The 15,401-nt window shown below is 69.3% G+C and carries 16 protein-coding genes and 2 riboswitches; of the genes, 11 read left to right on the forward strand and 5 right to left on the reverse strand.

Annotation, left to right across the window (positions count from 1 at the left end):
- Positions 1–36 precede the first annotated feature (36 nt).
- The gene (locus ACQ0O7_RS08100; RefSeq protein ID WP_430781154.1) at positions 37–1,071 is read right to left on the reverse strand and encodes a coiled-coil domain-containing protein; all 1,035 of its coding nucleotides are present in this window, start codon (positions 1,069–1,071) and stop codon (positions 37–39) included.
- A gap of 4 nt (positions 1,072–1,075) precedes the next feature.
- Positions 1,076–1,208, reverse strand: a riboswitch (cyclic di-AMP (ydaO/yuaA leader).
- A 207-nt stretch (positions 1,209–1,415) separates the two neighbouring features.
- Positions 1,416–1,553: riboswitch (cyclic di-AMP (ydaO/yuaA leader) on the forward strand.
- On the opposite strand from ACQ0O7_RS08100, the gene ACQ0O7_RS08105 reads away from it, so the two are divergent.
- Entirely contained in the window at positions 1,552–2,592 is a 1,041-nt protein-coding gene (locus ACQ0O7_RS08105) for a coiled-coil domain-containing protein (RefSeq protein WP_430781155.1), read from the forward strand. Its footprint overlaps the riboswitch before it by 2 nt.
- A gap of 28 nt (positions 2,593–2,620) precedes the next feature.
- Here the strand turns inward: ACQ0O7_RS08105 and ACQ0O7_RS08110 are convergent, their stop codons facing one another.
- Together ACQ0O7_RS08110 and ACQ0O7_RS08115 are read right to left on the reverse strand one after the other, a co-directional pair.
- Positions 2,621–3,391 (reverse strand): ABC transporter ATP-binding protein, encoded by a 771-nt coding sequence (locus ACQ0O7_RS08110; RefSeq protein ID WP_430781156.1) that lies wholly within the window; start codon positions 3,389–3,391, stop codon positions 2,621–2,623.
- Entirely contained in the window at positions 3,384–4,280 is an 897-nt protein-coding gene (locus ACQ0O7_RS08115; RefSeq protein ID WP_430781157.1) for an ABC transporter permease, read from the reverse strand. Before ACQ0O7_RS08115 ends, ACQ0O7_RS08110 begins: the two co-directional genes overlap by 8 nt.
- Positions 4,281–4,503: 223 nt before the next feature.
- Between ACQ0O7_RS08115 and ACQ0O7_RS08120 the strand changes: the two genes are divergently transcribed.
- From ACQ0O7_RS08120 to ACQ0O7_RS08140, 5 genes are all read left to right on the forward strand, one after another.
- Complete coding sequence (locus tag ACQ0O7_RS08120; RefSeq protein ID WP_430781226.1) at positions 4,504–5,067, forward strand: TetR/AcrR family transcriptional regulator; 564 nt, start codon at positions 4,504–4,506, stop codon at positions 5,065–5,067.
- A gap of 115 nt (positions 5,068–5,182) precedes the next feature.
- Entirely contained in the window at positions 5,183–5,545 is a 363-nt protein-coding gene (locus ACQ0O7_RS08125) for an Atu4866 domain-containing protein (protein ID WP_430781158.1), read from the forward strand.
- 32 nt (positions 5,546–5,577) lie between these two features.
- Positions 5,578–6,108 (forward strand): nicotinamide riboside transporter PnuC, encoded by a 531-nt coding sequence (gene pnuC, locus ACQ0O7_RS08130; RefSeq protein WP_430781159.1) that lies wholly within the window; start codon positions 5,578–5,580, stop codon positions 6,106–6,108.
- Positions 6,042–6,731, forward strand: a complete 690-nt coding sequence (locus tag ACQ0O7_RS08135; protein ID WP_430781160.1) for an AAA family ATPase — start codon at positions 6,042–6,044, stop codon at positions 6,729–6,731. Before pnuC ends, ACQ0O7_RS08135 begins: the two co-directional genes overlap by 67 nt.
- Positions 6,732–6,755: 24 nt before the next feature.
- Complete coding sequence (locus ACQ0O7_RS08140) at positions 6,756–7,337, forward strand: hypothetical protein (protein WP_430781162.1); 582 nt, start codon at positions 6,756–6,758, stop codon at positions 7,335–7,337.
- 1 nt (position 7,338) lies between these two features.
- Here the strand turns inward: ACQ0O7_RS08140 and ACQ0O7_RS08145 are convergent, their stop codons facing one another.
- On the reverse strand, positions 7,339–7,809 hold the full coding sequence (locus ACQ0O7_RS08145; protein ID WP_430781163.1) for a cysteine dioxygenase: 471 nt from the start codon (positions 7,807–7,809) through the stop codon (positions 7,339–7,341).
- Positions 7,810–8,189: 380 nt separating this feature from the next.
- Here ACQ0O7_RS08145 and ACQ0O7_RS08150 point away from each other — a divergent pair, with 380 nt between their 5' ends.
- The 5 genes from ACQ0O7_RS08150 (at position 8,190) to ACQ0O7_RS08170 (ending at position 14,879) form a co-directional block, all read left to right on the forward strand.
- Positions 8,190–9,260 (forward strand): neprosin family prolyl endopeptidase, encoded by a 1,071-nt coding sequence (locus tag ACQ0O7_RS08150; protein ID WP_430781164.1) that lies wholly within the window; start codon positions 8,190–8,192, stop codon positions 9,258–9,260.
- Between the two features lie 146 nt (positions 9,261–9,406).
- Positions 9,407–9,928 (forward strand): sigma-70 family RNA polymerase sigma factor, encoded by a 522-nt coding sequence (locus ACQ0O7_RS08155; protein ID WP_430781165.1) that lies wholly within the window; start codon positions 9,407–9,409, stop codon positions 9,926–9,928.
- Positions 9,925–10,644 carry a zf-HC2 domain-containing protein gene (locus tag ACQ0O7_RS08160; RefSeq protein WP_430781166.1) on the forward strand — a complete coding sequence of 240 codons (720 nt, stop codon included), beginning with the start codon at positions 9,925–9,927 and terminating at the stop codon, positions 10,642–10,644. Before ACQ0O7_RS08155 ends, ACQ0O7_RS08160 begins: the two co-directional genes overlap by 4 nt.
- A gap of 31 nt (positions 10,645–10,675) precedes the next feature.
- Positions 10,676–11,698 carry a S66 family peptidase gene (locus tag ACQ0O7_RS08165; RefSeq protein WP_430781167.1) on the forward strand — a complete coding sequence of 341 codons (1,023 nt, stop codon included), beginning with the start codon at positions 10,676–10,678 and terminating at the stop codon, positions 11,696–11,698.
- Between the two features lie 100 nt (positions 11,699–11,798).
- Positions 11,799–14,879, forward strand: coding sequence for a S8 family serine peptidase (locus tag ACQ0O7_RS08170; RefSeq protein WP_430781168.1), 3,081 nt, complete (start codon positions 11,799–11,801; stop codon positions 14,877–14,879).
- On the opposite strand, the gene ACQ0O7_RS08175 is transcribed toward ACQ0O7_RS08170, so the two are convergent.
- On the reverse strand, positions 14,876–15,355 hold the full coding sequence (locus ACQ0O7_RS08175) for a response regulator (protein WP_430781169.1): 480 nt from the start codon (positions 15,353–15,355) through the stop codon (positions 14,876–14,878). The two genes, ACQ0O7_RS08170 and ACQ0O7_RS08175, sit on opposite strands and share 4 nt — an antisense overlap.
- Positions 15,356–15,401: the final 46 nt, after the last annotated feature.

Raw genomic sequence — 15,401 nt, forward strand, 5'->3', positions numbered from 1 at the left:
TCGTGGAAGAGGGCGGGGGCGCTTTTCTACGTGTCGTTACAGCATGGAGACGTGTACGTGGTCGGTGTGATCACTGACACCGTGGTACGCCTTCCAGCCCGACGCCGGGAACCAGATCTGCTTGTACCAGATCACGTAGTAGATCCCGAGTGCGTCGGCGTTCCGTACCAGGAACGCGGTGAGGTTGTTGCCGTACTTCATCTCCTTGGTGCTGTCCGCCGAGGAGAATCCGCTCTTCTGCAACGACCAGTCACAGGCCCGGCCCTTGGGGTGCTCGAACGGCCCGCCGGTGCGGAAGCACCCGACGAACATGTCGAAGCCGGCCTTCTTGGTCTCTTTGTACATGTTCAGCGTGCGCTTGGTGATGCAACCGCTGGTGGTGGGGTCCTTCTCGGTGCATCCCTCGGCGGAGAAGCCCCCGCTGGAGTTGCGCGGCGCGGCCTTCGCCTTGTCCGACTTGGCGTCCACCAGGCCCTGGTTGACGGTCTGGTTGATGCCGGTGCTGGCGCCGACCAGGTCGAGCTGCTTCTCGGCCGATTCCTTCTGCTTCGCCAGGACGTCGAGCTGCTGCTTCTCGTTCTTGAGTTCGGCGTCGAGAGCCGCCTTCTTGCTGGTGACCTCTTCGATCACCGCGTTGAGCTCGCTCAGCTTCTTGTCGTGCAGCGTGTTGATCTCCTCGAGCGAGACCGCCTTGCTCAGGAAGTCGTCCGAGGAGCTGCTGTCCAGCAGGAAGGTGACGGTGCTCAGGTTGCCGGTCAGGTACTGCTGACGGGCGATCGAGTTGACCTCGGGGATCAGCACGTCCCGGCGGGACTCGGCCGCCTTGATCTCGCCGGCCAGCTTCTTCTGGTTCTTGGTGGAGGCGGCCACGGCCGCCTTCGCGGAGACGAAACGCCGGTTGGTCGACTCCATCAGGCTCGACATGAGCCCGTCCGACTTCGTCTCCGAAGACGGCGCCGGGTTCTCGTCACCGGGTTCCGCGGACGCGGGCGAGGCCGGTGCCAGGAGCATCGCGGCGGTCACCAGCGGTGCCAGGGCAAGTATCAGCCACCGGCGGGGACTTGCTGTCATCAACAGTTCCTTCCGTGACTCCGCCGACCGAGTTAGCTGACGGGTTCGGGACGGAAGCAATCCCTACCGCAACTGCGGATACACCCCAGTGACCTGGTTCCCCGGTTCGTCTCGCGACGATTGGGCGGTGGCCTGCCGGCAACTCGGGGGCGGTGCCGTCCTGGCAGGACCGGCGGCCAGTTTACCCGAGATATCGCCATGGATCAGGCCCCGGTGAGGGCCAATGCCGTTACTGTCCACTGACTATCCGTAATTGCTGTCACGGCGTGTATCGGGGCAAATGCAACGCGTACCAGAACTGTCGATACTTGGATCGAGTGGGTATGGTCGTGGCGGTTCCCGCGCGGGAACCGCCGCCTAATCGTCATCAATGACGAGCCGGGGATCCATTTGTTCTCCGGGGTGAATCCGCGCACAGCGGTAGGGATTTCCTTCGTCCCGAACCCGTCAGCTAACCCGGTCGGCGGCCGACGGAAGGAAATGCCTGTGCAGCAGAACACTGCGCGGCGATTAGCGGCATTGATGGCGCTGCTCGTCGCCGCGTGCGGACTGGCCTACGCCCCCACGGCGGCCTCCGCGGCCCCCATCCTCACCGCCCCCGGCGACTCCGGAGACGACGGCGAGGGCGGCTCCAAGTCCCTCATCGAGCAGCTCGAGAAGGCCTCCAGCGGCTACGTCAAGGCCCAGAAGAAGCTCAAGGCCTCCAAGGAGCAGCAGGTCAAGCTGGCCGCCGAGATCAAGCGGCTGGACGCCGAGGTGGGCCCCAAGCAGAAGACCCTCGACCTGCTGGCGACCCAGGCCTACACGGCCGGCCGCGCCGGGCCGATGGCCACCCTGCTCGGCTCCGACTCGGCCGAGGGCTTCCTCGGGCGGGCCGAGACCCTGGCGCTGGTGGCGACCGACCAGAACCGGGCGATCCAGGACATCAAGACCACCCTGGACACCCAGCAGAAGGCCAAGACGGCTCTCGACGTCACCATCAAGGACCAGAGCAAGCAGGTCACCGTGATGGCGAAGCAGAAGCAGAACGCCGAGGCCGCGCTGAAGAAGGCGAACCAGGGCGCCGCGGCGGGCAGTTCCTCCGACGGCGGTGGCAGTGCCTCCGCCCAGCCGGCTCCCGGCAATCTCGGGTCGGGTTGCACCGAGACCGACCCGACCGGCACCGGCGGCTGCCTCACCCCGCGCACCCTGCACGCGCTGAAGCAGGCCAAGTCCGCCGGGTTCACCCGATTCACCAAGTGCTGGCGCACCCAGAACAGCGGTGAGCACCCCAAGGGCCGGGCCTGTGACTTCTCCTCCGAGAAGGGCACCTTCGGCGGCGACGCCACCGGTGCGGACAAGCGCTATGGCGACAACCTGGCGAACTACTTCATCAACAACGCCGGCAAGCTCGATGTGCTCTACGTGATCTGGTACCGCCGGATCTGGCTACCGAGCAGTGGCTGGCGGGCCTACAGCGGGGCGGGCGGCGACCCGTCCAGCGACCACACCAACCACGTGCATCTGTCGATCGACGGCTGACCGCACGCGCCGGCGGCTACGAGGCCTATCACCTGCGGGTGTAGGCCTCGTACTCTTTCATCACGTCGGCGGTCGGGCCGTCGGCGCGGATCGTGCCGGCCTCCAGCCAGATGCACCTGTCGCAGGTGTCCCGGATCGACTGTTCGCTGTGGCTGACCAGGAACACCGTGCCCGCCTGGCCGCGCAGCTCACGGACCCGCTGCTCGCTGCGCTTGCGGAATTTGGCGTCGCCGGTGGCCAGCGCCTCGTCGATCAGCAGCACGTCGTGCTGCTTCGCGGCGGCGATGGAGAACCGCAGCCGGGCGCCCATGCCGGAGGAGTAGGTCCGCATCGGCAGCGACGAGAAGTCGCCCTTGTCGTTGATGCCGGAGAAGTCGATGATCTCCTGCTTCTTCGCCGCCACCTCGGCCGGCGACATGCCCATCGCCAGGCAGCCCAGCTCCACGTTGCGGTCGCCGGGCAGCTCGTTCATCAGGGCCGCGTTGACACCGAGCAGCGACGGCTGGCCGGACGCGTAGATCGCGCCCTTGGAGACCGGCAGCAGCCCGGCCACCGCGCGCAGCAGCGTCGACTTGCCGGAGCCGTTGGTGCCGATCAGGCCGATCGCCTCGCCCTTGTAGGCGATGAAGCTCACACCCTTGACCGCGTGCACCTCGCGGATGTTGCCGGCCTTCGCTCCGGTCACCAGCCGCTTGAAACTGGCCAGCGGGCTGGAGTTCGGGGCGGCGCCCTGCTGGACGCGGTAGATGATGTGGGCGTTGTCCGCGATGACGGTGGGGGTGCGCTCGCTGTCAGCCACGGCCGTAGCCCTTCTCTCCACGCCAGAAGTACACGTAACCACCGAGGCCGACGATCAGGCTCCAGATGGCCGCCTGGATCCACAGCACGGTGGGGGGATTGGCCAGCTCGACGTTCTCCAGCAGCGCGTGGCGGGCCAGCTCGATGAAGATGAGCAGCGGGTTCGCCTCGACCACCTGGAGCTGCCAGCCGCTCAGCACGTTCTGGAACATGGTGACCGGGTAGAGCACGGCCGACCCGTACAGCCAGAACCGCATGATGAACGGGATCAGCTGCTTGACGTCGCGGACCTTCGAGCCGTAGCGGGCCATGAACATGCCCAACCCGACGTTGAAGAACGACTGGAGCAGGATCACCGGCAGGAGCAGCAGCCACTTGACGGTGATCGGCTCGCCGGTGGCCAGCACGATCACCATCAGGACCACCGCCGCGACCAGGAAGTTCCTGATCTCCACCAGCGCCGCGGAGAGCGGCAGGCTGGCCCGGGGGAAGTGCAGCGCCCGGATCATGCCCAGGTTGCCGGTGATCGCGTTCGTCCCGGTCTGGACCACCGACTGGGTGAACTGGAAGACGAAGACACCGATGCAGAGGTACGCGATGAAGTTGTCCATCGACCGGTGTGTGTTCAGCACCAGGCCGAAGATCACGAAGTAGACGGCCGCGTTGATGACCGGGGTGAGCACCTGCCACACCGCGCCGAGCTTGGTGTTGCCCAGTGAGGACGTCATCTTGGCGCTGGCGTGTGCCTGGATGAAGTGCCGGTAGGACAAGAGCTGCCGGGTGTACTCCGGAAGGCTGGGCAGCCGACCGGACGCGCTCAGGCCGTTACGCCGGGCCAGCTCCTTGAGGGGGAGCCCGGTGTCGGCCGGGGCGACCGCCGTATCTGGCATGGGGTCGTGCTCCGATCTAGTCGGCCCGCTGGGGACGGCGGAATCCGATGCCTGGTGCGAGGTCACGGAAATCAGCATGACAGGCTCCCGCCGACGCCGATGGAACGGGTTCGTATCGACGTCAGGTGGACGGTAGCCGACCAAACGGCGGAACGCAACCGTTACGTCGTAGCGCTATAGTGGCCGGGTGGCGACAAACAAGCGCGCACCAGCCGGAGCGGCGGTGCTCCGAGGCGACATCACCGTGGCGATCCGAAATGCGGTCATGAGCGAGCTGGCGGAGGTGGGTTACGGCAGGCTGTCCATCGAAGCCGTCGCCCGTCGCGCCGGTGTCGGCAAGACCGCGATCTACCGTCGGTGGAGCAACAAGCTAGAGATGGTAATGGAGATAGTCTCCGATGTCGCGGAACGAAAGGTTCCACTTCCCGACACCGGAAGTTTCACCGGCGATCTCCAGCTTCTCCTGCTGATCGTCAGCACGGCCCTCAAGCACCGGATGGCCTCGCAGATCATCCCGGACCTGATGGCCGAGGCGGCCCGCAACCCGCAGATCGCCGAAACCCTGCAGCGGGCCATGCGGACCCACCAGCAGGCCGTCGGGGAGAAGCTGATCGGTCAGGCGATCACCCGGGGTGAGCTGCCCCAGGGCACCGACCCGGACGTCGCCGTCGACATGATCCTCGGCCCGCTCTACTGGCGGCTGGCCGTGGCCCGGCAGCCGATCACCGACGAATACATGGAGAAGTTCACCGCGGCGGTCACCGCGGCGCTGCGGGCCACCGGCTGATTCGCACCCGTACGGGTCCCGGATCGCTCCGTTTCGCAACTCGGGAAACCCAGCGACCCGGACCGTCGGTGCCGACCGGAGAGGGCGTCCCCAGCCCCGACGGAAGCCGAGAACGATGCCCACCACCTGTGACCCGCACGTCGACTTCACGGTCCTCGACGCCGCCTCCCTCCTCGCCATCGCGATGGGCGGCACGGCCGGCACCGACTACGGTTCCGGTGCGATTCACCCGCGGGTGGTGACCAGCGCCGCGGTGACCGGGGCGTGGCGGAGCCCGGACGGCACGGTGCGTCTCCGGCTGCACACCGACGGCACGTTCGCCGGTGAGGTGGCCGGGCGCCGTCGTCATGCCCGCGGCACCTACGCCATCGACGGCGAGTCGGTGGTGCTGCACGACGAGTCCGGGCTGCGGACCCCGATCCACGTCCACGACGGCGAACTGGAGATGGCCGGCCACCGTCTGCGCCCGGCGGGGTAGACCCCGGGCCCGGCGGGCCCGATGCTGTGCTGGTGATTCACTGGCTGAACAGCCCGGCCGTGACGGCGTTCGGAGTGCCGACCTCGTGGGCGGAGGTGCTGGGTTTCGTCACCGGACTGCTCACCGTCGGCCTGCTGGTCCGCCGGCACATCCTGAACTGGCCGCTGGGCATCCTCAACGTCCTGCTGCTGATGGTGGTCTTCTGGACCGCCGGCCTGTACGCCGACGCCGGCCTGCAGATCGTCTACGTGGTCCTGGGCGCCTACGGCTGGTGGGCCTGGCTCTACGGCGGGCAGGACCGGACCCGCCTGGTGGTGCGTGCCACCACCCGCGCCGAGTGGTTCCTCCTGGGCGTGGCCGGGGTGCTGCTGACCGGCGGGCTCTGGCTCTTCCTGGACCGGCTGACCGGCTCCACGGTGCCGCTGGCCGACGCGCTCACCACGGCGCTGTCCCTGCTGGCGACCTATGGCCAGACCCGCAAGCTGGTGGAGAGCTGGTGGATCCGGTCGCGCACTGGCACCGGATCGGGCCGGGCGCGCGTGGCTGGCTGGCCCGGCGGGTGATCGTGGTGGGCGCCGAGTCGACCGGTACCACCACCATGGCCCGCGCGCTGGCCCGGCATTTCCGGTCGCGGGGCGGCCCGTGGGCGGGGACCCGGTGGGTGCCGGAGTTCGGCCGGGAGCTGACCGGGCGCAAACTCGCCGCGCTGCGGACGGACCGGCCGGACGCGACGATCTTCGACGTCACCTGGGACCGGGCCGATTTCGTGACGGTGGCCCGGGAGCAGAGCGCGGCCGAGGACGCCGCCGCCGCGGCCGGTTCGCCGGTGCTGTTCGGGGACACCGACGCCTTCGCCACCACGATCTGGGAGGAGCGTTACCTGGGCAGCGCCTCGCCGGAGGTGCACGCGCTGGTCCGCGCCCCGGATCTCTACCTGCTCACCGACTGTGCCGGGGTGCCGTTCACCGACGACGGCCTGCGTGACGGCGAACACCTGCGGCGCTGGATGACCGAGACGTTCCGCGCCCGGCTCACCGCCGGCGGTGTCCCCTGGTCAGAGCTGACCGGTGGGTACGGGTACCGGCTGCGCGCCGCGATCACAGCGGTCGACGCCCTGCTGTCCGGGGGCTGGAATCTCGCCGAGCCGATCAAGCCTAAGGAGCCGTCGACCGCGGCCGAACGGTAGGGGACACCGACCGAGAGGACGTACATGCGGCGCACCGGAATCGCGATCACGCTGGCGGCGACAGCACTGGCCCTGGCCGGGTGCGCGGCGCTGACCCGCGGCGGCAGCGGCGACGGCAGCGGCGGCGACACGTCCGAGGGGTCGACCGCGAAGCTGGGCAGGCAGTGGATCCAGGTCGACCAGGGCAAGGCGACACCCTCGCCGAGCGTGACCTTCGGTAAGCCGGGCGCGACGCCGTCGACCTCGATCTCCGCGCCGACCCCGGACCCGGGCTGCACCAAGCTGTGGCCGCGGACCGACTGGCGGGTGCTGATCCCGATCGAGGTGACGGTGGGCAAGGGCTCGGTGAAGGTGGAGTGGCCGGCCCAGTTCGACTCGAACTACCGGGTCACGGCCGTACCGCAGCAGCTGGTCTCCGGCGCGCAGCCGGAACCGGTCTGGAAGCCGGTCGCCGCCGGGACCGGATGCACGGTGACCACCACGATCACCGGGCTGACCTCGGGCGCGCCCTACATCGTGTGGCTGGACGCGCCGAACACCGGCCGGGCCGTGGACGGCACCCGGCACCTCTACAGCGGCCGCTCGGGTGTGATCTACCCGAAGTAGGTCACCACTCGGCGCCGGCGCGCTCCACGGTCAGGATGTCGAGCCTGGTGGGGGTCAGCCGGTACTTGGTCATCCGGGTCAGCGCCGGGCCGTAGACGTGCACGCTGACCGCCGGGCGGGTCGAGCGGTTCTCGATGCGGTGGATGTGGTGGCTGCCGAACCGGCGGCCGGCGCCCTCGCCGAGCTCGCGGGAGACGACGCGGGGGATCCCGCCGGAGACCGCCACGGTGTCCTCGGCGAGGGTGCCGCCGTGCACGAAGAAGGCGCCCGCCGAGCCGCCGTGGTCGTGGATCTCGGTGGCCTGGCCGGGCAGCCAGGTGAGCAGCCAGACCTCGTGGTCGGCGGCGACGTGCAGCCGGTGGTACCACCTCTCGACCGGGTTGAAGCGTGGTGCCACCGCCCATTCCTCAGCGCGTGCCGAGAACCTCTGTGCGATGGCGAGATGGTCGAGTCGAACCTCGGTGACGGCCACGGTGCCCCTCCAGGATTAGGATAGTTATCCTATAGACCTGATAGGTTTTATCACAAGATCGCCGGGCGGATGTGGGGAATCCGGGATCCGGTATCGAACTCGAAAGAGGCTTGGTGACCTTTGCCTCTTTCGAATGAGGGTGCGAAAAACTTCACTGAGCGACCGGTCGGGCACGCAGCGTGGCTCAAATCGGTCGATGTGTCACCGGATCGGCCGACCCCCATCGGCCGTTCCGGCGAAATACGCTGCTCAGCCGGTCCCTGCCCAATCGAGAAAGCTATATGGTGACCAGCGCCGCCGTGAACCGGTTGCCGGAGGCCCGCCACTTGGGCCGCCTCCGATGTCTCGGCCCAAGGCCCTGATACACCGAGGACGGACCTGTGCTGAAGTCTCGCCGCGGACTGCTCGCCGCCGGCATCATCGCCGCCGTGGTCGGCTCCATCGGAGTCGCCTCGACGCTCAACGCGGGCGCGGAGCAGATCCCGGCACCGGCCGAGGCGCCGGCCGCCGACCCGGCCTCCGGCCTGACGCCGCCGGCCACGCTCCCGTGGGGCGACGCGCCGGAGGACCTCGACACCGGGCGGGACGGGGCCAGCAGCCGCTCGCTGAAGGCGGCCGGGCTGGACGCCGCCGCGCCGGACACCAGCGGCGAGGAGGCCGGCGAGGCCTTCGCTCCGAAGGGCGCCACCAACGGCCGGAGTTTCCGCCGGTCCGAGCGGACCACAGTGGTCCCGCCGGTGCCGCCGTCCACCGGCCCGTCCGCGTCCGCCTCCGCCTCGGCCCCGGCCGACGACAAGCCGGCCGTCCACTTCCACTACAACGTGGGTGCTCAGGCGGCGGTCACCGAGGGCGCCTACGCCAACATGACCATCAGCCGGCCGGTCCTGGACAAAGAGGACTACCACTCGCTGGCCGAGATCGCGGTGCAGAACGGTGACGGCACCCAGGTCGTCGAGGTCGGGTGGAACGTGGACCGGGTGGTGAACGGCGACGACGACCCGCACCTGTTCGTCTTCCACTGGGTGGACGGCAAGCCCACCTGCTACAACGGCTGCGGCTTCGTGCAGTACAGCGCCAACATCCGCCCCGGCGACACGCTGCCGCAGGACACCGTCAAGAAGTTCGGCATCCAGTACATCAGCGGGGCCTGGTGGATCGCGTACGACACCGAGTGGGTCGGCTACTACCCGGACAAGCTCTGGAGCACCAGCGGCTTCACCAAGTCCGGCAACGTGCAGATCTTCGGTGAGGTGGCGGCGGCCAGTCTCAAGCCGTGCACCCAGATGGGCAACGGCCGGACCCCGGACGACACCACCGCCGCCCGGGTCAGCAGCGTCACCTATCTGAACGGGCCCACTGTGGACATGGCCGTCCGGAGTACCTCGGACGTGTACCCGGTCTCCAAACTGAGCACCCGCACCTTCCGCTACGGCGGCCCCGGGGCCTGCTGATCTCGTCTTTCCCGATCGATGCCCGGTACCCGAAAGGGTGCCGGGCATCGATGTTTTCCACTTCGCCGGGCGGCCCTTGAACCGGTCCACATGCCACGATGTACATCCCTGTGGACGGGATCCACCCGAGGGGAGAGCTGGCGCCGATGAAGCGACGGGTGAGCCCCGACGAGCAACTGATGACCGCGCTCTACACCGAACACTATGCCGTCTTGATCAACTTTGTCTCCCGCTACGTGTCGGACCGGCACAAGGCGGAGGACCTGGTTCAGGAGACGCTCCTGCGGGCCTGGAAGCACATCGACCACCTCGACCCGGAACCGGGACGGACCAGGTCGTATCTGCTCACCATCGCCCGCAACGTGGTGACCAACGCCTGGCGCGCCGAACAGCGCAGACCACGCCTGGTCGCCGATGAACACGCGGTCAACTCGGTGCCGTCGGCTGACAATGTTGATCAAATGGTGGAAGGCTGGCTGGTGGCGGAGGCCCTCGAACGGCTCTCGCCGGAACACCGGGCGGTCATCCAGGCGATGTACTACGAGGGGCAGAGCGTCGCGGACGCGGCCCGGAAGCTGTCGGTGCCGGAGGGCACCGTCAAATCCCGGGCCTACTACGCGGTACGAGCATTACGCACGGTCTTTGAGGAGATGGGGATGCTTCGATGAGCGACCTCGACGAACACGGTGCCCTCCACCGGCTGCTGGGCGGATATCTCCTCGGTGGGCTCGATGAGACCGACACCGAGAAACTCGACGAACACCTGCACGACTGCGCGGAGTGCCGGGCCGAACTCGACCGGCTGGCGCCCGTACCGGAGATGCTGCAGAGCCTGCCGGACACCCGGAACCTGGCCGGCGGGGCCACCCTGGCGGTCGGGCCGACCGCGCGGCCCAGTCCCCAGAACATCGAGAACCTGCTCAGCCGGATGCGGGCGGAGAAGTACAAGGAGACCCGGGTCAGCCGGACCCGCTGGCTGGTCGCCGCCTCGATCACGCTGATCGCGGCCGGCGCCATCGGCTACGGGATCATGACCAACACCGGTGACCCGACCGTGCAGGGGCCACCGGTCGCCCTGCCCAGCGCGGTCAGCGCACAGTTCCAGCCGGCCCCGGGCAGCGGCCTGACCGGCGCGGCCGGGGTGACCCCGAAGAAGTGGGGGGTCGAGGTCTCGCTGGCCGTCGAGCGGATGTCCGGCAACGGGCCGTTCCTCTGCCTGGTCCGGATGAAGGACGGCAGCACCCAGCAGGCCGCGGCCTGGGGGGACACCGCCGACGGCGAGGCGAAACTGACCGGTGCCAGCTCGGCGCAGATGTCCCAGGTCGAGGCGATCCTGATCACCGACCGGGACGGCAAGGTGCTGGGCACGGCCTCGATGGCCTGAAAGCGGTTGCCGGGGTGGGTTGAATGGGATCATGAAACTCCGCCCCGGTGACCGTGTCGCGGTCGTCTCACCGTCGTTCGCCGCGCCCGCCCTCTTCCCCGCCGTCCACGAGCTCGCCATGCGGCGGCTGCGCGAGGAGTTCGGTCTGGAACCGGTCGAGTTCCCGACCACCAGGCGCTTCGGCGCCACCCCGCAGGACCGGGCCGCCGACCTGACGGCGGCCTATGCCGACCCGTCGATCCGGGCGGTGCTGGCCACCATCGGTGGCGACGACCAGATCACCGTGCTGCCGTTCCTGGACCCGGCGTCGTTCCGGGCCGATCCCAAGCCGTTCCTCGGCTTCTCCGACAACACCAACCTGCTGAACTGGCTCTGGGGCCAGGGCGTCCCGGCGTTCCACGGCGGCTCCACCCAGGTGCACCTGGGCCGGGGCGGCGGGGTCGACGAGATCCACGCGGCGTCGTTGCGGGCCGCGCTCTTCGACGGCGGTGACCGGGAGATCACGCCGGTGGCCGAGTTCTCCGAGGAGGAGATCGGCTGGGACGATCCGCGGGCGCTGGTCGAGTCGCCGCCGACGGTGCCGAGCCCTGGATGGCACTGGCACCGGCCGGAGCGGACGGTCACCGCGCGGACCTGGGGCGGCAACCTGGAGATCCTGCACTGGAACCTGGCGGCCGGCCGGTGGATCCTGCCGAACGAGCGGTACGCCGGATCGATCCTGCTGCTGGAGACCTCCGAGGAGCAGCCGTCGGCCGGGGAGGTGTTCCGGATGCTGCGCAACTTCGGTGAGCGGGGTCTGCTGGAGCAGTTCCCGGCGGTGCTGGTGGCGACCGCCAAGGCGACGGTGTTCAGCGCACCTCGGCCCGTCGGGGACAGGGCGAAATATCGCGACGAACAGCGCGAAGCGGTCCTGAAAGCGTTCGCCGCCTACCACCCAGAGGCGATGATCACCTTTGGAATCGACTTTGGACACACCTCGCCACAGTGGATTCTTCCGTACGGCGGGCGGATGACCGTCGATGGAGTGGCCCGCCGGATCATCGCGCACTACTAGGCTGGTGCTCGAAACAATTCCGGGGCAGACTCCTTGATCAGATCGACCCATGGCGATTACCGCCATGGGTCGAAACCTGTCTTGAGGGAGGCACGCCCGCGTGGGCCCAGAAAAGATCAGCAGGCGGTTCGCCGCCGCGGCGGGCATCAGCGTTCTGATGACCGTGGCCGGTGTCGGCAACGCCACCGGTGCGGCCGCCGCACCGTCGCTGCGGCAGACGTTCGAACCGGTCCCGGCCGGCTCCAAGATCACCAACTTGCCGGCCGGCATGCGGGACCGTCAGGTCACCGTGATGGTCGAGCTCAGCCAGGACCCGGTCGCGGTGGTCGAGGCCGCCGCCGCGGAGCCGCTGACCAGCACCCAGAAGAAGCAGCGCCGGGACCGGATCCGCACCGAGCAGACGCCCGTCGAGACGAGGGCCCGCCAGCTCGGCGGCACCGTCCTCGGCGCCTACCAGGACGCCTACAACGGTGTGAAGGTGCGGGTCGCCGCGAACGAGCTGGAGACGCTCGCCGCCGCACCCGGCGTGGTCGAGGTGCACGCCCTGCAGCTGGTCAAGCCGGACAACACCCGGGGCGCGGCGCTGATCGGGGCGCCGGCCGCGTGGAGCGCGCCGGACAACCTGCGCGGCGAGGGCATCAAGGTCGCCGTGATCGACTCCGGCATCGACTACACCCACGCCGACTTCGGTGGACCCGGCACCCCGGCCGCGTACGCCACCGCCCACGCCGCCGAGGCCACGGCCGCCGACCCGAAACTGTTCGGCCCGCGAGCGCCGAAGATCAAGGGTGGCATCGACCTGGTCGGCGACAGCTACGACGCCGACCCGGACAGCGCGACCTACCAGCCGGTGCCCAAGCCGGACGCCAACCCGCTGGACTGCGGCGGCCACGGCACGCACGTGGCCGGCACGATCGGTGGCTACGGTGTGACCGCCGACGGCAAGACCTATCCCGGCCCGTACGACAGCGGCACGATCAACGCCAAGCAGTGGATCATCGGCCCAGGTGTCGCCCCGAAGGCCGACCTGTACGCGGTCCGCGTCTTCGGCTGCAACGGCTCCACCGACATGACCGTGGACGCCATCAACTGGGCCGTGGCCAACGACATGGACGTCATCAACATGTCGCTCGGCTCCCCGTTCGGCACCGCGGACTCGCCCGAGTCGGTGGCCGCCGACAACGCCTCCAAGAACGGCGTGATCGTGGTCGCCTCGGCCGGCAACTCCGGCCCGGCGCCGTACATCACCGGCAGCCCGGCCGCCTCCACCAGCACGATCAGCGTCGCCGCCAGCGACCCCACCCCGGCCTTCCCGGGCGCGAGGCTGTCCCTCGGCATCGACGCGATCAACGCCAACGGCGCGACCTTCGCCGACGGCCTCACCGCCCCGGTCAAGGTGGTCGGCAACGGCGCCGGTGGCATCGCGCTCGGCTGCAGCACCGCCGAGTTCGCCGCCGCCGGAGTGACCGGCGCGATCGCGGTCGTGGCCCGGGGCACCTGCGCCCGGGTCGCCAAGGCGATCTACGGCCAGGCCGCCGGCGCGGTCGCGGTGATCCAGGTCAACAACGTGGACTCGCTGCCGCCGTACGAGGGCCCGATCACCAGCAACCCGGACACCGGTGAGGCCGCCACCGTCACCATCCCGCTGCTGGGTGTCCCGTCGTCGGCCGCCGCGACCCTGATCGCCGCGGACGGCAGCACCATCTCGGCGGACAACATCAACCTGGAGAACCCGGGCTACAAGGCGACCGCCAGCTTCTCGTCCGGTGGCGCGCGGACCGGTGACAGCTGGCTCAAGCCGGACGTCACCGCCCCCGGCGTGAGCATCTTCTCGGCCGGCGTCGGCGCGGGCACCGGCACCGTCGCGATGTCCGGCACCTCGATGGCCGCCCCGATGACCGCCGGCCAGGCCGCACTGGTCAAGCAGGCGCACCCGGACTGGCGCAAGGTCGAGTACTGGAAGGCGGCCATCGTCAACACCGCCGACCCGGCCGGAGTCGCCGACTACTCCACCCGCGTCGACGGCGCCGGACTGGTCCAGGTGCCGGGCGCGGTGAACACCCAGGTGGTGGCGCTCGGTGACAAGGGCACGTCCACCCTCAACTACGGGTTCGCCGAGCTGGACAAGACGTACAGCAAGCGCAAGGTCGTCAAGGTCAAGAACCTGAGCCGGGACAAGCAGACCTTCACCGTCGCGGCCACCCTCCCGGCCGGCAGCCCGCACCGGGTCAAGCTGTCGAAGAAGACCGTCACCCTGGCCGGCAAGGGCGAGACCGAGGTCGGCGTCACCCTCGAGGTGGCGGCCGGGACCGCCGGGGACAACAGCGCGTTCCGTGACGTCGCCGGCCTGATCACCCTCACCCCGGCGAAGAAGAGCAACGACGGGGTCACGCTGCGGGTGCCGTACTACCTGGTCCCGCAGGCCGTGTCGAAGGTGAGCACGTCGGTGGACACCGGCGCCCTGAAGAAGAAGGGCACCGCCACCGCCACCGTCACCAACCGCAAGGGCGTCGTCGCCGGGACCGCCGACGTGTACGCGTGGGGCCTGTCCGACGCCAAGGACGCGCCGGGCGCCGCCGACCTGAAGGCCGTCGGGGTGCGCAGCCTGCCCGCCGACAACGCGGTCGCGTTCGCGATCAGCACCCACAACCGGCTGTCCAACGCCGCCCGCAACGAGTTCGACGTGTACGTCGACGTCAACGGCGACAAGGTCGACGACTACCTGGTCGTGGGCGCCGACTACGGCCTGCTCACCACCGGCGACCTGACCGGTGAACTGGTCACCGCGGTCTTCGACCTGCGCACCGGCGGCGGCACCCTGGAGTTCTACGCCGACGCGCCGTACGACAGCGGCACCGTCGTCCTGCCGGTGCTGATCTCGCAGCTCTGCGCGGAGGGCTCGCCGTGCCTGTCGCCGGAGAACCCGCGCCTGAGCTACCGGGTGGAGACGGTCGGCCTGATCGACGGCAACAACGACGAGATCGCCGGCACCGCGACGTTCAACCCGTTCACGCCGGCCCTCGCCGCCGGCCTGACCGGTGAGATCGCGCCGAACCGGACGCTCACCACCACCGTCACCCTGGACCGGGCCGAGTTCGCGAAGAGCCCGGCCAAGGGCCTGATGGTGGTCAGCCAGGACAACGGCAGCGCCACCGAGGCGCAGCTGATCACGGTCCGCTAGGCGGATCTGCGGTACGGCGGTCGCTCGGTCCCGATGTCCGGGACCAGAGCTTGCCGGGCGGCCAGCAGGGCCGCCCGGGCCGCCGTCGCCGACCGGGCGGCCCGGCCCGCCCGGAGCCCGAGCAGCATCTCCAGCCGGGAGCCGAGCAGCACCCGGCTGAACGGTTTCGGCAGGTAGTCGTCGGCGCCGGCGTGCAACGCGGTCATGATCTGATGACGGTGCACGTCGGCGCTGATCAGCATCACCGGCGTGGTCGCGAACGCCGGCGAACCCCGGATGATCCGGCACAGCTCGATCCCGGACACCCCCGGCATCCGGACGTCGGCCAGCACCGCGTCGACGCCACCACCGGCCAGCAGCTCCAGCGCGGCCCCCGAGTCGCCGGCGGCCACCACGTCGTACCCGAGCCGGTGCAGCACGAGCGTCATCAGCTCACGGTGATCCAGCTCGTCGTCAGCGATCAGCACGGTGGCCACAGGAACCTCCAGAACTCGGCACTACTCCTGTTCGGCAACCCGGACG

It is taken from the genome of Actinoplanes sp. G11-F43, from assembly GCF_050589265.1.
Taxonomy (GTDB): Bacteria; Actinomycetota; Actinomycetes; order Mycobacteriales; family Micromonosporaceae; genus Actinoplanes.